The organism is Pseudomonas sp. NPDC086251 (assembly GCF_044746405.1).
In the GTDB taxonomy this organism is placed as follows: Bacteria; Pseudomonadota; Gammaproteobacteria; order Pseudomonadales; family Pseudomonadaceae; genus Aquipseudomonas.
Window position 1 is genome coordinate 33,838 of the sequence record NZ_JBIVBY010000030.1, and the last position, 19,484, is coordinate 53,321.

Below are 19,484 nucleotides of genomic sequence, written 5' to 3' on the forward strand. Positions count from 1 at the left end.
TCTACAATTTTGGCATTTTCGCCCCATCAGGAGACGTTCATGAGCCAGGCAGATTTCATCATCATCGGCGGCGGGATTGCCGGCGCTTCCACCGGTTTCTGGCTGTCGCAGCACGCCCGGGTGATCGTGCTCGAACGCGAATCCCATCCGGCCTATCACTCCACCGGACGTTCGGCCGCGCTGTTTACCGCCGCCTATGGCACACCGCAGGTTCGGGCGCTGACCCTGGCCAGTCGGGATTTCTTCGACGCCCCGCCAGCCGGTTTCTGCGAGCACCCGCTGCTGACCCCGCGCGGCGAAATGACCGTCGACTTCACCGGCGACCCGGCCGAACTGAACAACCAATACCTCAGCGCCAAAGCCACCGTGACCGAGATGCAACTGCTCAGCGCCGATGAAGCCTGCGCACGCCTGCCGATCCTGCGCCGGGAGAAAGTCCACGGCGCGATCTACGACCCGACCGCCAGCGACATCGACACCGACGCCTTGCACCAGGGTTATCTGCGCGGTATCCGCCGCAATAAAGGTGAAGTTCACACCGACAGCGAAGTCCTGAGCCTGAGCCATGACGCCGAAGGCCTGTGGCATGTGCAAACCAATGGCCAGACCTTCAGCGCCCCGGTGATCATCAATGCTGCCGGTGCCTGGGCTGACAAGATCGGTGAACTGGCGGGCGCCAAGCCACTGGGCCTGCAACCCAAGCGCCGTGCCGCGTTCATCTTCGCCGGCCCGGAAGGCGTGGACATTCACCATTGGCCGATGCTGGTCAGCCTCGACGAATCGTTCTACATGAAACCCGATGCCGGCATGTTCCTCGGCTCGCCGGCCAACGCCGACCCGGTGGAACCGCACGACGTGCAGCCCGAAGAGCTGGACATCGCGATGGGCATCTACCAGATCGAAGAAGCCACCACGCTGACCATCCGCCGTCCGACTCGAACCTGGGCCGGTTTGCGCAGTTTCGTCAGCGACGGCGATTTGCTGTCCGGGTTCGATCCGCAAGTGCCGGGGTTGTTCTGGGTCGCGGCACAAGGCGGCTACGGCATCCAGACCTCGCCCGCCATGGGCCAGGCCAGCGCCGCACTGGTGCGCGGCGAAGCGTTGCCCGAGCCACTCACGCGTTTCGGCCTCGACGCCGGGATGCTCTCCCCCGCTCGCCTGGGCTGATGTTCGCCCTCAGGTGACGTGTCGACACGATTACGGCAAACTTCCAGCGCCCTTTTTTGATGGGGCGCTGATGCTGCCTGGAGCTCCACCTTATGAATGCACCTGAAAAAGACCCGGCCCTGGATAATTACCGGGCAATCGCCGACGCGATCGCCACGTTGTTTTTCCCCCACGCCGAGGTGGTGCTGCACGATCTGCGTACGCAAAAGGTCGACTACATCGCCAACAACCTGTCGAAACGGGAAATCGGCGATGACTCGGCACTGGAGGACATGCTCAGCGATGACATCAGCGAACGAAACATCGGGCCGTACGAAAAGCTCAATTGGGACGGTCAGAAGATTCGCAGCCTGAGCAGCGTGCTGCGTGACAGCGACGGTCATCCGCTGGCCGTGCTGTGCATCAATCTGAATATTTCACTGTTCGAGAATGCCAAGGCGGCGCTGGACCTGTTCCTGTCACCGACCAAGTTGATCCCGCAGCCGGATTCACTATTTCGCGATGACTGGCAGGAGCGGATCAACACCTTCCTTCACGCCTGGTTGCGCGAGCGGCAGTTGAGCCTGGGTGTGCTGACCCGCGACCACAAACGCGAACTGGTGCTGGCGCTGCACGCCGAAGGCGCCTTCAAGGGCAAAAGCGCTTCGAACTACGTGGCCAATGTGCTGAACATGGGGCGGGCGACGGTTTACAAGCATTTGAAGGAATTGAAGGGTTAGGCCTGGAGAACGGTGTTGTTTGATCGGGCCCCTTCGCGAGCAAGCCCGCTCCCACATTTGATCTACGTCGTATGGAGATCAAATGTGGGAGCGGGCTTGCTCGCGAAGGCAATTGATCAGTCGCCGTAGATATCAGACTTGAAGTACTTCTCGGAGATCTTCTGGTATTCGCCATTCGCGCGAATACCGTCGATGGCCGTGTTCAACTCGGAAACCAACTCGGCATTACCCTTGCGCACCGCAATCCCCGCGCCCTCGCCCACGTATTTCGGGTCCTTCAATTCCGGCCCGACAAACGCATAGCCTTTGCCGCGCGGCATCGACAGGAAGTCATTCAACGGAATGGTATCGGCAAAAATCGCATCGAGGCGACCGGCTGCCAAGTCCATGTAGATTTCTTCGTTGTTGCCGTAGCGCTTGACGTTGATGCCTTTCGGCTCGAACACCTCGGTGGCGTAACGGTCGGTGGTGGTTGCACGCTGCACGCCGACAGTTTTGCCCTTGAGGCTGGCGTACTGGTCATCCACGACGGCGCCGTCCTTCATCACCAGGCGCGATGAGGTGAAGTAGTACTTGTGGGTGAAGTCCACCGACTTCTTGCGGTCTTCGTTGATGGTCATGGACGACAGCGCCATGTCGATTTTCTTCACTTTCAGGGAAGGAATCAGACCGTCGAATTCGCCTTCGACCCACACACACTTGACCTTCATCTGCGCGCACAGGGCATTGCCGATGTCGTAGTCGAAACCGACGATTTCGCCTTTGTCGGTTTTGGAAGCGAACGGTGGGTAAGCGGCTTCAATGCCAATACGCAGGGTCTTATCGGCGGCGAACAAAGAGCTGCACGCCAATAGACTCAGGGCCAGACCGGTGATGAGGGGGAATTTCTTCATGTTCGTTCTCTCGCGGGTTGTTGTTGGTTTGGCAAGACAGAAGAAAGAGCAGAAACGGGGGAACACCTTTTTTGTACTTATAATTCCATACTGGACTTCTACGTACAATTCGTCAATCGCGTGCGCGCGGCTCTGCTGCGCCGGCGGTCGGAGTGATTCAATGGGAAGTTGGGTGGTGCGGATGTCCTCTTCGCGGGCAAGCCTCGCTCCTACAGGTTTTGTGTCGTTCACCCATTGCGTGAATAACATCGAACTGTAGGAGCGAGGCTTGCCCGCGAAGACTGACTCAAGAACACGGCAGGAATTACTGCTTCCAGCGATCCGCCGCCGCATGATCGCTGTCACGCCCTTCAACCCAACGCGCGCCATCACTGGTGTTTTCTTTCTTCCAGAACGGCGCACGGGTTTTCAGGTAGTCCATGACAAACGCGCAGGCGTCGAACGCGGCCTGGCGGTGGGCGCTGGCGGCGCCGACGAAGACGATCGGCTCGCCCGGTTCCAGGGCACCGATGCGGTGCAGCACTTCGAGCTTGAGCAACGGCCAGCGCTGCTCGGCCTCGGTGGCGATTTTACCGAGGGCTTTTTCGGTCATGCCCGGGTAGTGCTCAAGGAACATCCTGGCGACGTCGAGCCCGTCATTGAAGTCGCGCACGTAACCGACAAAACTCACCACCGCCCCGACGCCGACATTGGCAGCGTGCATGGCGTTGACTTCAGCACCCGGATCGAACGCCGTGGCTTGCACGCGAATGGCCATGGCTCAGCCTCCGGTCACGGTCGGGAAAAACGCCACTTCATCGCCGTCGCTCACCGGCTCGTCGAGTTGGCAGAGGTCTTCGTTGCGGGCGCACATCAGGTTCTGCTCGCTCAGCACCTCCGCACCTTCACGCCGGACCAGCAGCGCACGCACATCGTCGACAGTGGCGAAGTCGCCTTCAACCTTCACCGAATCCACGCCCAGCGCTTCACGGTAACGGGCAAAAAACTTCACGGTGACGTTCATGGCTGATCCGCCTGGAAATGGCCGCTCTTGCCGCCGAGTTTTTCCAGCAGCCGCACACTTTCGATGGTCATGCCACGGTCCACGGCCTTGCACATGTCGTAGATGGTCAGCGCCGCGACGCTGGCCGCGGTCAGGGCTTCCATCTCGACGCCAGTCTGCCCGGACAACTTGCAGCGTGCGACGATGCGCACGGTGTCGTCGCCTTCGGCACTGAGCTCGACTTTGACGCCGGTGAGCATTAGCGGATGGCACAGAGGGATCAGATCACTGGTTTTCTTTGCCGCCTGAATGCCGGCGATACGCGCCACGGCGAACACATCACCCTTGGGGTGACCGCCGCTGACGATCATCTGCAGGGTTTCGGGCAGCATGCGCACCAGCGCTTGGGCCGTCGCTTCACGGAACGTCACGGCTTTTTCGGTGACGTCGACCATATTGGCGCGACCTTGGGAATCGAGATGAGTCAGCACGGAGTTACTCCTGATCAGGAGCCCCGATTGTAAACCTGTGGGTCAAATTTCCGCACGTTTGATTATCGGATCCCCTCACCCCCTGTAGGAGCTGTCGAGTAAAACGAGGCTGCGATCTTTTGATCTTGCGCTCACAAACAAAGATCAAAAGATCGCAGCCTCGTTTTACTCGACAGCTCCTACAGGGGATTGTGTTGGGCATGCGTTTTTGTTGGGGATAAAAAACCGGGCGGCTTTGGGGCCGCCCGGTTCGGGTGAAGCGGTTACAGATGCGATTCGGCGTATTCGGCCAGAATCGAACGTGGCACCCCTTGCAGGGTGATGTGCACACCGTTGGGGAAGTCTTTGAAACGTTCTGTCAGGTACGTCAGCCCGGAACTGGTCGCGGACAAGTAAGGGGTGTCGATCTGTGCCAGGTTGCCCAGGCACACCACTTTGGAACCGGCGCCCGCACGGGTGATGATGGTTTTCATCTGGTGCGGCGTGAGGTTCTGGCATTCATCGATCAAAATCAGACTCTGCTGGAAGCTGCGACCCCGAATGTAGTTGAGGGATTTGAACTGCAACGGCACTTTGCTGAGGATGTAATCGACGCTGCCATGGGTGTTTTCGTCATCCATGTGCAAGGCTTCGAGGTTGTCGGTGATGGCGCCCAGCCAAGGCTCCATTTTTTCCGCTTCGGTGCCGGGCAGGAAACCGATTTCCTGGTCCAGGCCCTGCACGCTGCGCGTGGCGATGATTCGACGGTAGCGTTTGCTGACCATGGTCTGCTCGATCGCCGCCGCCAGGGCCAGGATGGTTTTACCCGAGCCGGCGGCCCCGGTCAGGTTGACCAGGTGAATGTCTGGATCGAGCAAGGCGTACAGCGCCAGGCTCTGGTAAATATCACGCGGTTTCAGGCCCCAGGCTTCCTGGTGCAACAGGGGTTCCTGATGCAGGTCGAGAATCAGCAGCCGGTCTTCCTCGATCTCCTTGATCCAGCCGACAAACCCCTGTTCGTCGATGATGAACTCATTGATATGCACAGCCGGCAGGTTGTCGATCAGCTGCACCTGGTGCCAGGTGCGACCGTGGTCCTGACGGGTTTCGACATTCTTCACCCGGTCCCAGAACGAGCCGTCCATGTTGTGGTAACCATTGGGCAGCAGCGAGACGTCGTCTACCAGTTGGTCGGTGCTGTAGTCCTCGGCCGCGATCCCGCACGCCCGGGCCTTGAGGCGCATGTTGATGTCTTTGGTGACCAGCACCACGGGCAGCTTGGGTTCGCGCGCGTGCAGGTCGATCAACTGGTTGATGATGATGTTGTCGTTCAGGTGCTCGGGCAGAATGATGTTCGGTTCAGCACGTTTGCTCATCAGAATTGACAGCAAACCCTTGGGCCCACTTTTGCCGCGCTGGATCGGTACGCCAAGCTCAACGTCTTCGGGGCTGGCATCGCCCAGGGTCTTGTCGATCAGGCGAATCGCCTGACGGCATTCGGCCGCAACGCTGTGATGCCCGCTCTTGAGCTTGTCCAGCTCTTCAAGCACGGTCATCGGGATCGCGACGTGGTGTTCTTCGAAATTAAGCAGGGCGTTTGGATCGTGAATCAATACGTTGGTATCGAGTACATAAAGGATTGGCTGGTTGGAGGAAGAACTACGTCCGTGATCATCCATACTCGGTCACCTTTGTGGGAGCCAGTCGACGCAATACCGTGACAGTGCTGCGCCTCGAAGTGGCCACCGATTTCACCTGCGAGAATTCAAGTGAACTGCGAACAAGTAGGGTCTTGGAAGACGCCACCTGTGTTGCAGGTTTCGGCGGTCTGTCTTCGTAATACTCCAAAACCTGTGACAGAAAAAAGCACTTTGACGTTTTTTTGAAGTTTATTTTTCAGAGTGACGAATAGCCCTTGGCGTGCAGGCAATGTGCCGTTAAAGTCGGAAGTCCGCCTGCATCGAATTCCCTCTCAAAATCGCCCCCTGCCCAATGTTTACGGGCTTTCGTCGTTTTCAGCGAAACGCGTCCTGACAGTCTTCCCAGCCGATCCCGCTTGGCGCCGTTTGCGCGACGAGCCAGGGCAACGCCGTCTTCACTGCCTCCTGTTTTACGTTGAAATTGATCACCCCGTGTCGCCACAGCAGCATCAGGGTCAACACCCGTTGCGCGCTCTGATTGCCCTTGAGCTTGCCCGCGCCGTCCTGGGCATCGATGTCCCACAACGCCACTTGCAAGCCCTGGGCTCTGAAGAACGCTTCAGCGTCCGACCGGCGCTGACCGTCCGGTGGACGAAACAGCGGCACGTAGTTCTCCGGCAGTTTGTTTTTCACCAGATCGACGCTGCGCCGTACCGAGTCTTGCCAATCCTGCCAGTGGCTGTGGGAGCGGAACTCCCAACCTTGCACGCCGATGCACTGCTGTGAGTAAGTCGCTTGCAGGCTGGCCACCGAACTGTCTGTCAGGCGGGCCTGGATGTCCTTGCCGAGAACGAAGAAGGTCCCGCTAATGTTCCACTTGCGCAGGTAGTCCGACACCCAGGCGGTATTGTCCGGCGTGGCGTTGGCGGCGCTGTCGAATGTCAGCAGAAACAGCCGGTCATGCATCTCGTCGCCGTTGCGCTCATAGTCGCCAAAACGATCGACTTCGCTGCTGGTCTGCGGAAACAGCGCAGCCTTGCGCAATAGCTCGTCCAGGTACTGGGCATGAAACAGCCGGCTCGGCTCGGCCCACTTTATGTAGTAGCTGTCATCACTGACCTGAAACTTGGCCGCTTGCTGGCGCAGGGTGTCCATGTCCTCGACCAGAAAACAGAAGGAAGCATCCTGGTCGCAGCTCTGCTGGGCGAAGTTGTAGTTGGCCAGCAAGCGTTGCCACAGGCGCCCGCGCACGCGGTTGATCGCATCCAGATTGATCGTGCGCAAGCCCAGGCGCCGGGTCAGGCCCGCCTCATCGATAGATTCGCTGGCCAGCAGGACGCGGGCGAACATCAGGATCTCGGCCCGCGACGCGACGTCGAACAGGGTCGGGTTGCCGAGCTGTTCCGGCCAAGTGCTGCGATCAAGCGTCGCCACATCGCCCGGCGCCGCCATGGCACCAAAGCTCAACAGCCACGCGATGAATAGAAAAACGATACGCAATGGGATGTCTCCATAACAAAACCCGCGCGGCACTATATCTCGGGACGATCAAAAGATCGCAGCCTCGCTTCGCTCGACAGCTCCTACAGGGATCATCGCGTCCGGGTTATCCCAATTTCACGTCAACTCGGGCCCGTAGGAGCTGTCGAGTGAAGCGAGGCTGCGATCTTTCCCCATGACACCACCGATCACCTATGACACCCATAGCTGGAGTCAACACCGACAACCCCCTAGAATCGCCCCACGATTAAAGGAGACGACTTCATGCTGATGGTGATTTCCCCCGCCAAGACCCTCGATTACGAAACGCCGCCGGCGACCCAGCGCTTCACCCAGCCGCAATACCTCGACCATTCCCAGGAGTTGATCCTGCAACTGCGTGACCTGGCACCGGCGCAGATCAGTGAGTTGATGCACGTCTCCGACAAGATTGGCGGGCTCAACGCCGCGCGTTTCGGCAGCTGGACCCCGGCGTTCACCCCGGCCAACGCCAAACAGGCGCTGCTGGCCTTCAAGGGCGACGTTTATACCGGGCTGAATGCGCAAACCTTCAGCGAAGCCGATTTCGATTACGCCCAGCAGCACTTACGCATGCTCTCCGGCCTGTACGGTCTGCTGCGCCCGCTGGACCTGATGATGCCGTATCGATTGGAGATGGGCACCAAACTGGCGAATGCCCGTGGCAAGGACCTGTATGCCTTCTGGGGCACGCGGATCAGCGAATGGCTGAACGAAGCCCTGGCCGACCAGGGCGATGACGTGCTGCTGAACCTGGCGTCCAACGAGTACTTCTCGGCGGTCAAGCGCAACGCCCTTAACGCGCGGATCATTAACACCGAGTTCAAGGACTTCAAGAACGGCCAATACAAGATCATCAGCTTCTATGCGAAAAAAGCTCGCGGAATGATGAGTCGTTTTGTCATTGAAGAGCGCGTCAACGATCCGGCAGCGCTTAAACAGTTCGATGCACAAGGCTATCGCTACAGCGCCGAGCAGTCTAAACCGGACACGCTGGTTTTCCTCCGCGATCACGCGCCAGAGTAAGCAAACAGTCGGCGCACGACCTCTCTGATTCGTCGTGCGCCAGCCCCTGATCGTCCAACAATTTCCCGCCCGATTCGCCATATTCATGGCGCCAAAATACAAGCACTCAATTTCCTAACTTTAGTTTCACTCGACTTTGATGTTTTTTTTCAGTAGTGGCACTGAAATTTTTTATCAGTAGTGGCAATTACCTATTAACACCGCTCATCACCCTATATATCAAGGGTGAAACAGGTGTTGCTAGCAATATGAAAGCAGTGCCATCTTTCTCAATATTTCAAGAAATTTCAAGATTCGCGATGGGCGGGCCGGAACTATGTCCAAATGCGCCGCTCATACCACCGGTAACGATTCTCACCGTGCTTGTACGAGATAACTTACGCAGAGAAGAGATTCACGTAGCGAAGTTGTCACATGAACTTCTGCTTAATAATCCCTGATTTGGGCAACACATGAAGGACAGGAGATACGCATCATCAATATCCCCTATACGGCCAAGGCTGCGCCCCTATAAACGTGCTCACCTGAGCACCCAACCGCTTGATTTACGGGCTTATGGCCTGGCATTGAGCGCGCAAGACCTTTGCACAAATGTCTTCTGACTAGAAGATCAGCTGCATAACAGGGCCAGCAATAACAATAAAAGCCTAGTTGCGCACACTTTGAGTGAACTTATTTAGACACTCGGAACTTTGTATGCCTGCACGCGGCACTGTGGCGCCTGTATGCCGCACTTCCGAGTGCACTAACCGCTGAACACCATTAACTCCGGCCATGTAATGGCTTGATAATCACAGAGGTAAATGCGATGCGCATCAGCATATTTGGTTTGGGTTACGTCGGTGCAGTATGTGCCGGTTGCCTGTCTGCACGGGGCCATGACGTCGTTGGCGTCGATATCTCCAAAGACAAGATCGATATGATCAACTCCGGCAAGTCGCCGATTGTTGAACCGGGTCTGGGCGAGCTGTTGGCGAAGGGTATCGAGACGGGCAAATTGCGCGGCACGACCAACTTCGCCGAGGCGATTCGCGACACCGACCTGTCGATGATTTGCGTCGGTACGCCGAGCAAGAAGAACGGCGACCTGGAACTGAACTACATCGAAGCCGTGTGCCGCGAGATCGGTTTTGTCCTGCGTGACAAGACTTCCCGCCACACCATCGTGGTTCGCAGCACCGTGTTGCCAGGCACCGTGGCCAACGTAGTGATCCCGATCCTCGAAGACTGCTCCGGCAAGAAAGCCGGTGTTGATTTCGGCGTTGCCGTGAACCCTGAGTTCCTGCGTGAAAGCACCGCGATCGCCGACTACGATCTGCCACCGATGACCGTCATCGGCGAATTCGACAAGGCCTCGGGTGACGTTCTGCAAGCGCTGTACGAAGAGCTCGACGCACCGATCATCCGCAAGGACATCGCCGTTGCCGAGATGATCAAGTACACCTGCAACGTGTGGCACGCCACCAAGGTGACCTTCGCCAACGAAATCGGCAACATCGCCAAGGCCGTCGGCGTCGATGGTCGCGAAGTGATGGAAGTGGTCTGCCAGGACAAGACGCTGAACCTGTCCCAGTACTACATGCGCCCTGGTTTCGCCTTCGGCGGCTCCTGCCTGCCGAAAGACGTTCGCGCCCTGACCTTCCGCGCCGGTTCCCTGGACGTGGAAGCACCGCTGCTCAACTCGCTGATGCGCAGCAACGTGTCGCAAGTGCAGAACGCGTTCGACATCGTCTCCAGCCATGACAAACGCAAAGTCGCCCTGCTGGGCCTGAGCTTCAAGGCCGGCACCGACGACCTGCGCGAAAGCCCGCTGGTTGACCTGGCAGAAATGCTGATCGGCAAGGGTTTCGACCTGAGCATCTACGACAGCAACGTCGAATACGCCCGTGTTCACGGCGCCAACCGCGATTACATCGAGTCGAAGATCCCGCACGTTTCGTCCCTGCTCAACTCGGACTTCGACGACGTGATCAAAAACTCCGACGTGATCATCCTCGGCAACCGTGACGAGAAATTCCGCGCCCTGGCGGAACAGGCTCCACACGGCAAGCAAGTGATCGACCTGGTCGGCTTCATGTCCCAAGCCACCAGCGTCAGCGATCGCACCGAAGGCATCTGCTGGTAACGCGCAGCTCCCTGTAGGAGCCAGGCTTGCCGGCGAACCGGACGACCTGATGTGTCAGGTACGCCGCCTTCGCGGGCAAGCTTTGCTCCTACAGCTTTTTCGCCTGCCTTAACCCCATCGGGCCACCCCACAGGCTCGCCCGAGATAGAGACGGATGCAGATTATGCACAGGCTAAAGCACGGCCTACTTCAGGCCGCCGGTTGGCTGTTTTACCTAAGTATTTTGATGGGCATCGCCATGGCGTTGCCTGTGTCCACGTTCGACTCCGAGTCGAAGGACTTTATTTTCCTGATTGGTTTCATCGGAATCTGGCGCTACTCGATGGGTGCCACGCACTTTCTGCGCGGCATGCTGTTCCTGTACGTGGTCTACCCGCACCTGCGGCGCAAAGTGCGCAAGCTGGGCAAATCGGCAGACCCCTCGCATGTGTTCCTGATGGTCACCAGTTTCCGTATCGACGCCCTGACCACTGCTCAGGTCTATGCCTCGGTGATTCGCGAAGCGATCGATTGCGGCCTGCCGACCACCATGGTCTGCTCCATCGTGGAAATGTCCGATGAGAAGCTGGTGAAAAGCCTGTGGTCGCGGATGAATCCACCGGCCCGCGTCAAGCTCGACTTCGTGCGCATTCCCGGCACCGGCAAGCGTGACGGCCTGGCCTACGGTTTCCGCGCCATCTCCCGCCACCTGCCGGACGACCGTGCGGTGGTTGCAGTGATCGATGGCGACACCGTGCTGGCCGAGGGCGTCGTGCTCAAGACCGTGCCGTGGTTCCAGCTGTTCGGCAATGTCGGCGGCCTGACCACCAACGAATTCTGCGAAGTGCGCGGCGGCTACATCATGAGCGAGTGGCACAAACTGCGCTTCGCCCAGCGCCACATCAACATGTGCTCCATGGCCCTGTCCAAGCGCGTGCTGACCATGACCGGCCGAATGTCGGTATTCCGCGCCACCGTGGTCACCAACCCGGACTTCATCGCCGACGTGGAAAGCGACTCGCTGCAACACTGGCGCCTGGGCCGCTTCAAGTTCCTGACCGGTGACGACAAGTCGAGCTGGTTCAGCCTGATGCGCCTGGGCTACGACACGTTCTACGTGCCGGACGCCGCGATCCACACCGTGGAACACCCGCCGGAAAAAAGCTTCATCAAGGCCAGTCGCAAACTGATGTTCCGCTGGTACGGCAACAACCTGCGCCAGAACGCCCGCGCACTCGGCCTTGGGGTTAAACGCCTCGGCCTGTTCACCTCGGTGGTGCTGTTCGATCAGCGCGTGTCGATGTGGACCTCGCTGCTGGGCTTGACCGTCGCGCTGATCGCCAGCTTCAAGTACGGCACCGCATTCATCCTGGTGTACCTGCTGTGGATCGGCATTACCCGCCTGATCCTGACCGTGCTGCTGTCGTTGTCCGGTCACCGGATCGGCCCGGCCTACCCGGCGATTCTCTATTACAACCAGATCGTCGGCGCGATGGTGAAGATCTACGTGTTCTTCCGCCTCGACCGACAGTCCTGGAGTCGCCAGCCCACTTCCCTGACCCGTGATCTCGCCAGCTTTCAAGGTTGGTTCAACACTTGGTCGTCTCGGACCATGACCTTCTCCGCCGGCAGCATTTTTGTTGCCGTGCTGCTGATGATGGTCTGACCGAACTCGCCTGAATTAACTAGGAAATCGCCCATATGAATACCGCCGTCAACGCCAACGTAGTGCATGAGTCAGAAGCCCAGCGCCAACACGCCCGAGTGAAAATTCCGGCCAAGCTGCGTTTCTTCGGTCCTGACCGGACCCCGGTTGAAGCTCGAGTCCTCGACCTCTCCGCTGGCGGCCTGGCCTTCAACGCCGGTCAGCTGCCACTGAAAATCGGTGACGTGTACAAGGCTCGCCTGCAGTTCGTCATCGATAACCTCGGCCTGGCCATGGACGTGGAGCTGCAAGTGCGCTCCTTCGATCGCCAGACCGGTCGTGTCGGTTGCCAGTTCCAGAACCTGGAACCACAAGACATCTCGACCCTGCGCCACCTGATCACGTCGCACCTGGCCGGCGACATCGTCAGCATGGGTGAAGTGCTGGCCACCCTGCAGCGCGATAACTTCACCAAAGCGCGCAAGATGAAGGACGGCGACCACGGCATGACCGCGATCGGTCGTCTGCGCGCCGTGACGTTCAGCCTGGCGATTTTCATCGTCGGCCTGGCGGCGTTCGGTTTCATCTTCAAGTCGGTGTACGGCATGTACTTCGTCAGCCACGCCCAGGCCGGTCTGGTCAGCGTTGCCGGCATGAACATCACCATGCCGCGCGACGGCACCGTGCAGAGTCTGATCAAAGCCGATGGCGTTGCCGCCAAAGGCGCACCGCTGGCGACCTTCAGCACCAGCATGCTCGATGTGCTCAAGGGCCACCTTGACGACAATCAACTGCAACCGGCCAAGGTTGAAGAGCTGTTCGGCAAGCAAATGACCGGCACCCTGACGTCGCCGTGCGATTGCACCGTGGCCCAGCAATTGGTCGCCGACGGTCAGTACGCCAGCAAGGGCGACGTGATCTTCCAACTGGTGCCGCGCAACACCGAAGCCAATGTCGAAGCGCGCTTCTCCTATCGCCAGTTCGGCGACGTACTGCCAGGCGCCACGGTCAGCTTCCAGATCGCCGGCGAAGACAAAACCCGCAGCGGCACGATCGTCAGCAGCACCAGCCTGAAAAGCGCCGACCTGTCTTCCGACATCCGCGTACTGATCAAGCCTGACGAACCGCTGGACAGCAAGTACGCCGGCCGCCCGGTGGAAGTGAACAGCACCCGTGGTCCGAACATGAACTGGCTGATCGACAAAGCCATGGCCGCCGGTCTTTAAACAGAGGACATGCCCGTGACCATCACAAAAATCTCGAATACGCCGCAGTCCATGTGGGAGCGAGCCTGCTCGCGATGGGATCGCCGCGGTTTGTCTGATGTACCGAGCCGCTTGAATCGCCAGCAGGCTGGCTCCCACATGGGTACGTTGTGTGCTTTGGCCCTGGCAGTCAGCCTGGCCGGTTGCGCCGGCCTGCCCGACCAGCGTCTGGCCAATGAAGCCCTCAAGCGCGGCGACACCGCGCTCGCTCAGCAGAACTACAAGCAACTGGCCGACCTGGGCTACAGCGAAGCCCAAGTGGGCCTGGCCGATATCCAGGTCGACAGCCGCGACCCGGCGCAGGTCAAGCAGGCCGAGGCGACTTACCGCGCCGCGGCCGATGTGTCGCCGCGGGCCCAGGCTCGCCTGGGTCGCCTGCTGGTGGCCAAACCCGGCTCTACCGAAGCCGAACAGCACGAAGCCGAAGGCCTGTTGAAAAAAGCCTCGGCCAATGGCGAAGGCAACACCCTGATTCCGCTGGCGATGCTGTACCTGCAATACCCCCACAGTTTCCCCAACGTCAACGCCCAGCAGCAGATCAGCCAATGGCGCGCCGAAGGCAAGCCGGAAGCGGGCCTCGCCCAAGTGCTGCTCTATCGCACCCAAGGCACTTACGACCAGCACCTGGACGAAGTCGCCACCATCTGCAAAGCCGCGTTGAACACCACCGACATCTGCTACGTCGAGCTGGCCACGGTCTACCAGAAGCAAGGTAAACCGGAACAGCAAGCCGAGCTGATCAAGCAGATGCAAGCCGCTCACGCTCGCGGCACGGTGTCCGCCCAGCGCATGGACAGCGTCGCCCGCGTACTCGGCGATGCCAGCCTGGGCAAGACCGACGAGAAAACCGCGCAGACGCTGCTTGAAAGCATTGCCCCCGGCTACCCCGCTTCCTGGGTCAGCCTCGCGCAATTGCTCTACGACTTCCCTGAACTGGGCGACGTCGACACGATGATGAAGTACCTGGACAACGGCCGCGCCGCGGATCAACCCCGCGCCGAACTGTTGCTGGGCAAGCTCTACTACGAAGGCAAAATGGTCCCGGCCGACGCCAAGGTCGCCGAAGAACACTTCCAGAAAGCCGTCGACCGAGAAGTCGCCGCCGATTACTACCTCGGCCAGATCTATCGTCGTGGTTACCTGGGCAAGGTTTATCCGCAGAAGGCCCTGGACCACCTGCTCAAGGCAGCGCGCAACGGCCAGAACAGTGCCGACTTCGCCATCGCCCAATTGTTCTCCCAAGGCAAGGGCACCAAGCCCGACCCGCTTAACGCTTACGTCTTCAGCCAATTGGCCAAGGCCCAGAACACCCCGCAAGCCACCGAGCTTGCGCAAACACTCGAAGCCCAACTGCCGCCTGCCCAGCTCGCCGAGGCCCAACGCCTGTTGAAACAAGAACAGGCCGTTCGTGGTGCCTTGAGCCAGAACACGCTGGAACTGCATGCCCTGGAAGAAGAAGACGGCGAGGAATCCCTATGAAGTTGAATCCATTCGTTAAGGCCGGTATCGGCCTGTCATTCGCTCTGTTGTGGTCGTGCCCGACCCTCGCGGCCCTGACCGAAAGCAAGAACTACGGCCTTGACGTGAAAGTCACTGCCCAATCCGAAGACGACACTGACCTCGGCACGCAGAGCGGCGGCGACGTCAACGGCGTCGGCCTCGACCTGCGTCCATGGATCTATGGCGAGAGCGGCGCGTGGAGCGGTTACGCCATGGGTCAGGCGGTCACGTCCACCGACATCATCGAGACCGACACCCTGCAGCAGTCCGACAGCGACGGCACCCAGGCCACCGACAGCGGTGATCGCAAGAGCAAGAAAAACTACCTGGCGATGCGCGAGTTCTGGGTCGGCTACAGCGGCCTCACGCCGTACCCTGGCGAGATACTGAAACTCGGTCGCCAACGCCTGCGTAACGACGACGGCCAATGGCGCGACACCAACATCGAAGCCCTGAACTGGACCTTCGACACCACCCTGTTGCGCGCCAACGCCGGTGTTGCCGAACGCTTCAGCGAATACCGCACCGACCTTACCGAGCTCGCGCCGAAGGACAAGGATCGCCTGCACGCTTACGCCGATGCGGCGTATCAGTGGACGCCGGGCAATTGGGTCGGCATTCGCGGTCATCACACCCACGATGACGGCAAGCTGGATTACGCCGAGCCGGGTGTGCCTGCCGATACGCTGGACAAGAAACAGAATGGCGACATCAGCTGGATCGGCCTCACCGCCGACAGCGATGCCTACAACTGGCGCAACACCAACACCGTCAACTACTGGGGCAGCGTCACCGGCATGAGCGGCGACCGCGACAAGGTCAACCCGCTGAACGCCGACGGCACCGCACCGGCCCAAGCCAAGACCAGTGGCAACGTCGATGGTTGGGCCACTGATTTGGGCGTGCGTCTGCGCCTCGATCCGCAATGGCAAGTCGGTGCAGCCTATGCCCGCGCCAGCGCCGATTACGAACAGAACGGCCTGGAAAGTAACCGCTCGAACTACACCGGTACTCGCTCGCGGGTTCACCGTTTCGGCGAAGCCTTCCGTGGCGAAATGAACAACATGCAGACCGCCACCCTGTTCGGTTCGTGGATGCTCAACGACGAATACGACGCCAGTGTGATCTACCACAAATTCTGGCGCGTCGACGGCAACAAGCCGGTCGGCAGCAACGGCATCAACGCTGTGCAGAACGACACTGATGACGTGACCGGCGCCGTGCTCTCGAGCACTTCGCTGCCGCTGGAAGATGGCAACAAAGACCTCGGCCAGGAAATGGACGTGGTCGTCACCAAGTACTTCAAGCAAGGCCTGCTGCCGGCTTCCTTGAGCCAATCGATCGATGAGCCTTCGGCCCTGGTGCGTTTGCGTGGCGGTGTGTTCAAGCCGGGCGATGCCTACGGCAAAGGCGTCGACTCGTACATGCACCGCGCGTTTATCGACGTGATCTGGCGCTTCTGATGCGAACAGCGAAGGGAGTTCCTGACATGAACAGTCCGAAGAGAGGCTCGATTACCTTACTGGCCGGCGCGATGCTGCTGGCCAGTTCGGCGGCCTTCGCCACGGTGGAGCCGGCCGCGCCCGTGCCAAAAGGGCAGCCGGCGACCATTGCCAAGGGCTTGCAACAGGCCAAGACCTACACCGTCAGCAGCGCACCGACCGCGCCGCTGGAGCTGGCCAAACCGAAACTGCCGGACACTTCCGGCTACACCGCCGAAGCCATTGCCGCGAAAATCGTGCGCACCAAGGCCGGCAAAATCAGCGTGCGTCGAATGATGCAGGAAGACGCGCTGAAGGACTTCATCGGCGGCGATAACAAGATGGCCGAGTGGGTCGTGCGTCAGCACGGCATCCCGCAGGCGATCTTCATCGAAGACGGCTACATGAACCTCAAGGACCTGGTCAAGAAGCTGCCCAAGCAGTACTTCAGCGAAACCTCGCCGGGCGTGTACCTGGCGAAGTTGCCGATCGTGGTCGGTAAAAACGGCATCCTCGAAATCGACCAGCAGACCCAGGAATTGCGCCTGTCCCAGGAGGCCGGTTCGTTCCTGGTCAACGACGGTCAGCTGTTTGTGCGTGATACCAAAATCACCGGCTGGCGCGAAAAGACCAACGGTCCGGCGACGTTCAACTCGCCGAAAGAATTCCGTCCGTTCCTGCTGTCCTGGGGCGGCACCGAGACCTACATCGCGAACAGCAAGATCGCCAGTTTCGGCTATGCCAACAGTAAGTCGTACGGCGTGAGTATTTCCCAGTACACGCCGAACATGGCCAAGGTGCTCAAGCGCCCTGAACCGACTGGCTGGATCGTCGGCTCCGAGTTCTCGGACATGTGGTACGGCTTCTACTGCTACGAAACCCGCGACTTCGTGGTCAAGGGCAACACCTACAAAGACAACATCGTCTACGGCATCGACCCGCATGACCGTTCCCACGGTCTGATCATTGCCGACAACACGGTGTACGGGACCAAGAAGAAGCACGGGATCATTATTTCCCGTGAGGTCAACGACAGCTTCATCTTCAACAACCGCAGCTACGACAACAAGTTGTCGGGCCTGGTGATCGACCGTAACAGCGTGAACAACCTGATCGCCTACAACGAGATCTACAAGAACCACACCGACGGCATCACCCTCTACGAGAGTGCCGACAACCTGTTGTACGCCAATAAGGTGATCAGCAACCGTCGCCACGGCATCCGTATTCGTAACAGCGTGAACATCCGCCTCTACGAAAACCTGTCGATGGCCAACGGCCTGACCGGCGTCTACGGGCACATCAAGGACCTGAGCGACACCGACCGCGACATCAAGCTCGACCCGTTCGACGCCCAGGTGTCGCTGATCGTGGTCGGCGGTGAACTGGCCGGCAACGGCAGCGGGCCGCTGTCGATCGACTCGCCGCTGAGCGTCGAGTTGTATCGCGTGTCCATGCTTGCCCCGACCAAATCCAGCGGCATCAGCTTCTCGGGGATTCTCGGCGAGCGCCAGGATGAAATTCTCGACCTGCTGGTACGCCAGCAGAAAGCCGTGCTGATCGACCCTGTCGAACGCCAGACCGAAATGCGGGACTGAGGATAATTTTATGCACCCACACTTGATCAAATTACTCAGCCTGTCGGCCCTGGCCGCCGGCATTTTCGCGGCCAGCGCCGGCGCGCGTGCCGATGAAGCTGCCGGCAACATAAAGCCACCGAGCTTCAGCGCCGAACCGTGCTGCAACCTGTGCCCCGAAGCCCACGACGCGAAGAACTACACCACGCGCTATCAGCAGAACTTCACCACGTTGGTGCAGGCTCAGGGTGACTGGTTGTTCCGTACGCAAGAAGACTTGCGCACCGAGTTCGACACCACGCCCGCCGGCTACAAACGCATGAAAGAACTGCACGATGCGTTCAAGAGCAAAGGCATTGAACTGGTCGTGGTTTACCAGCCGACCCGTGGCTTGGTGAATCGCAACAAGCTCAATCCGGAAGAAAAGGCCAAGTTCGATTTCGACAAGGCCCTGAAGAATTACAAGACCATGCTCGGCCGTTTCGCCGCCATGGGTTACACCGTGCCGGACCTGTCGCCGCTGACCAATGAGTCGCTGCCCGACACCCTGCCGGCCCACGATTTCTACTTCCGCGGCGACCAACACTGGACGCCCTACGGCGCCCAGCGCACGGCGAAAATCGTCGGCGAGCAAATCAAGAAAATGCCGGCCTTTGCCGACGTACCGAAGCGCGAATTCGAGAGCCATAAGTCGGGTCGCATGGGTAAGACCGGAACGTTACACAACATGGCCGGTCAACTCTGTGGCACCAGCTACGCGATCCAGTACATGGATCAGTTCACGACCGAACCGAAAGGCGAAGCAGCTGATGGCGATCTGTTCGGCGATTCCGGAAATCCGGAAATCACCCTGGTCGGCACCAGCCACAGTGGCAAGAACTACAACTTCGCCGGTTTCCTCGAAGAGGCCATCGGCGCCGACATCCTCAACGTGGCGTTCCCCGGCGGTGGCCTGGAAGGTTCGATGCTGCAGTACCTGGGCAGCGAAGAGTTCCAGACCAAGCCGCCGAAGATTCTGATCTGGGAATTCTCGCCGCTCTATCGCCTCGACCAGGAAACCATCTACCGCCAGATGATGGCGCTGCTGGACAACGGTTGCGAAGGAAAGGATGCACAGATGACCGGCAGCACCACCTTGAAACCGGGCAAGAACGAATTGATGGTCAACAGCAAGAACCTGAACCTGCAAAACAGCAGCCACCAGGTTGACATCCGCTTCGCCGATCCGTCGGTGAAAACGCTGCAAGCCACCCTCTGGTACATGAACGGTCGCCACGAGGACATCAAGATCGAAAAGCCGGAAACCTCCGACACCGACGGGCGTTTCGCCTTTGAGTTGCGCACGGACGAAGACTGGGCCTCGCAGAATCTGCTGGCCGTCGAAATCCAGGGCCCTGAAGCAGGTGCCGCGCCGCAGAAAGTCGAAGCGAAAATCTGCAAACGCAACGTGTTCCCTGGCACTGGGCAGCGTACCGCTCAGGCCGGGCAATGAGGCAA

At 59.4% G+C, this 19,484-nt stretch carries 16 protein-coding genes; 10 read left to right on the top strand and 6 right to left on the bottom strand.

What is annotated here, in order from left to right; translation table 11 throughout:
• Positions 1–39: 39 nt before the first annotated feature.
• Both ACIPL2_RS27435 and ACIPL2_RS27440 read left to right on the top strand, forming a co-directional pair.
• Positions 40–1,167, top strand: coding sequence for an NAD(P)/FAD-dependent oxidoreductase (locus tag ACIPL2_RS27435; protein WP_401361710.1), 1,128 nt, complete (start codon positions 40–42; stop codon positions 1,165–1,167).
• Between the two features lie 92 nt (positions 1,168–1,259).
• Positions 1,260–1,886, top strand: coding sequence for a transcriptional regulator (locus tag ACIPL2_RS27440; RefSeq protein WP_401361713.1), 627 nt, complete (start codon positions 1,260–1,262; stop codon positions 1,884–1,886).
• Between the two features lie 116 nt (positions 1,887–2,002).
• On the opposite strand, the gene ACIPL2_RS27445 is transcribed toward ACIPL2_RS27440, so the two are convergent.
• From ACIPL2_RS27445 to ACIPL2_RS27470, 6 genes are all read right to left on the bottom strand, one after another.
• On the bottom strand, positions 2,003–2,779 hold the full coding sequence (locus ACIPL2_RS27445) for an ABC transporter substrate-binding protein (RefSeq protein WP_401361716.1): 777 nt from the start codon (positions 2,777–2,779) through the stop codon (positions 2,003–2,005).
• A gap of 304 nt (positions 2,780–3,083) precedes the next feature.
• On the bottom strand, positions 3,084–3,536 hold the full coding sequence (gene moaE, locus ACIPL2_RS27450; protein WP_401361720.1) for a molybdopterin synthase catalytic subunit MoaE: 453 nt from the start codon (positions 3,534–3,536) through the stop codon (positions 3,084–3,086).
• A 3-nt stretch (positions 3,537–3,539) separates the two neighbouring features.
• A complete protein-coding gene (locus tag ACIPL2_RS27455; RefSeq protein ID WP_401361723.1) occupies positions 3,540–3,782 on the bottom strand; it encodes a MoaD family protein in 243 nt (80 codons plus the stop codon).
• A complete protein-coding gene (gene moaC / locus ACIPL2_RS27460; RefSeq protein WP_059406245.1) occupies positions 3,779–4,252 on the bottom strand; it encodes a cyclic pyranopterin monophosphate synthase MoaC in 474 nt (157 codons plus the stop codon). The genes ACIPL2_RS27455 and moaC overlap by 4 nt, the downstream gene beginning before the upstream one ends.
• Positions 4,253–4,515: 263 nt before the next feature.
• Complete coding sequence (locus tag ACIPL2_RS27465) at positions 4,516–5,910, bottom strand: PhoH family protein (protein ID WP_109628080.1); 1,395 nt, start codon at positions 5,908–5,910, stop codon at positions 4,516–4,518.
• Between the two features lie 336 nt (positions 5,911–6,246).
• On the bottom strand, positions 6,247–7,371 hold the full coding sequence (locus ACIPL2_RS27470) for a polysaccharide deacetylase family protein (protein ID WP_401361727.1): 1,125 nt from the start codon (positions 7,369–7,371) through the stop codon (positions 6,247–6,249).
• 264 nt (positions 7,372–7,635) lie between these two features.
• Between ACIPL2_RS27470 and yaaA the strand changes: the two genes are divergently transcribed.
• The 8 genes from yaaA (at position 7,636) to ACIPL2_RS27510 (ending at position 19,479) form a co-directional block, all read left to right on the top strand.
• The gene (gene yaaA / locus ACIPL2_RS27475) at positions 7,636–8,415 is read left to right on the top strand and encodes a peroxide stress protein YaaA (RefSeq protein ID WP_401361729.1); all 780 of its coding nucleotides are present in this window, start codon (positions 7,636–7,638) and stop codon (positions 8,413–8,415) included.
• A gap of 808 nt (positions 8,416–9,223) precedes the next feature.
• Positions 9,224–10,540, top strand: coding sequence for a nucleotide sugar dehydrogenase (locus tag ACIPL2_RS27480; protein WP_401361732.1), 1,317 nt, complete (start codon positions 9,224–9,226; stop codon positions 10,538–10,540).
• A gap of 163 nt (positions 10,541–10,703) precedes the next feature.
• Positions 10,704–12,185 (top strand): mannuronan synthase, encoded by a 1,482-nt coding sequence (gene alg8, locus ACIPL2_RS27485; protein WP_401361734.1) that lies wholly within the window; start codon positions 10,704–10,706, stop codon positions 12,183–12,185.
• Between the two features lie 35 nt (positions 12,186–12,220).
• The gene (locus tag ACIPL2_RS27490; protein ID WP_401361737.1) at positions 12,221–13,390 is read left to right on the top strand and encodes a PilZ domain-containing protein; all 1,170 of its coding nucleotides are present in this window, start codon (positions 12,221–12,223) and stop codon (positions 13,388–13,390) included.
• A 9-nt stretch (positions 13,391–13,399) separates the two neighbouring features.
• Positions 13,400–14,908, top strand: a complete 1,509-nt coding sequence (algK, locus tag ACIPL2_RS27495; protein ID WP_401361740.1) for an alginate biosynthesis TPR repeat lipoprotein AlgK — start codon at positions 13,400–13,402, stop codon at positions 14,906–14,908.
• Positions 14,905–16,392, top strand: a complete 1,488-nt coding sequence (locus ACIPL2_RS27500; RefSeq protein ID WP_401361743.1) for an alginate export family protein — start codon at positions 14,905–14,907, stop codon at positions 16,390–16,392. Before algK ends, ACIPL2_RS27500 begins: the two co-directional genes overlap by 4 nt.
• Positions 16,393–16,418: 26 nt before the next feature.
• Positions 16,419–18,008, top strand: a complete 1,590-nt coding sequence (gene algG / locus ACIPL2_RS27505) for a mannuronan 5-epimerase AlgG (protein WP_401361746.1) — start codon at positions 16,419–16,421, stop codon at positions 18,006–18,008.
• A 10-nt stretch (positions 18,009–18,018) separates the two neighbouring features.
• Positions 18,019–19,479, top strand: coding sequence for an alginate O-acetyltransferase (locus ACIPL2_RS27510; RefSeq protein WP_401361749.1), 1,461 nt, complete (start codon positions 18,019–18,021; stop codon positions 19,477–19,479).
• Positions 19,480–19,484: the final 5 nt, after the last annotated feature.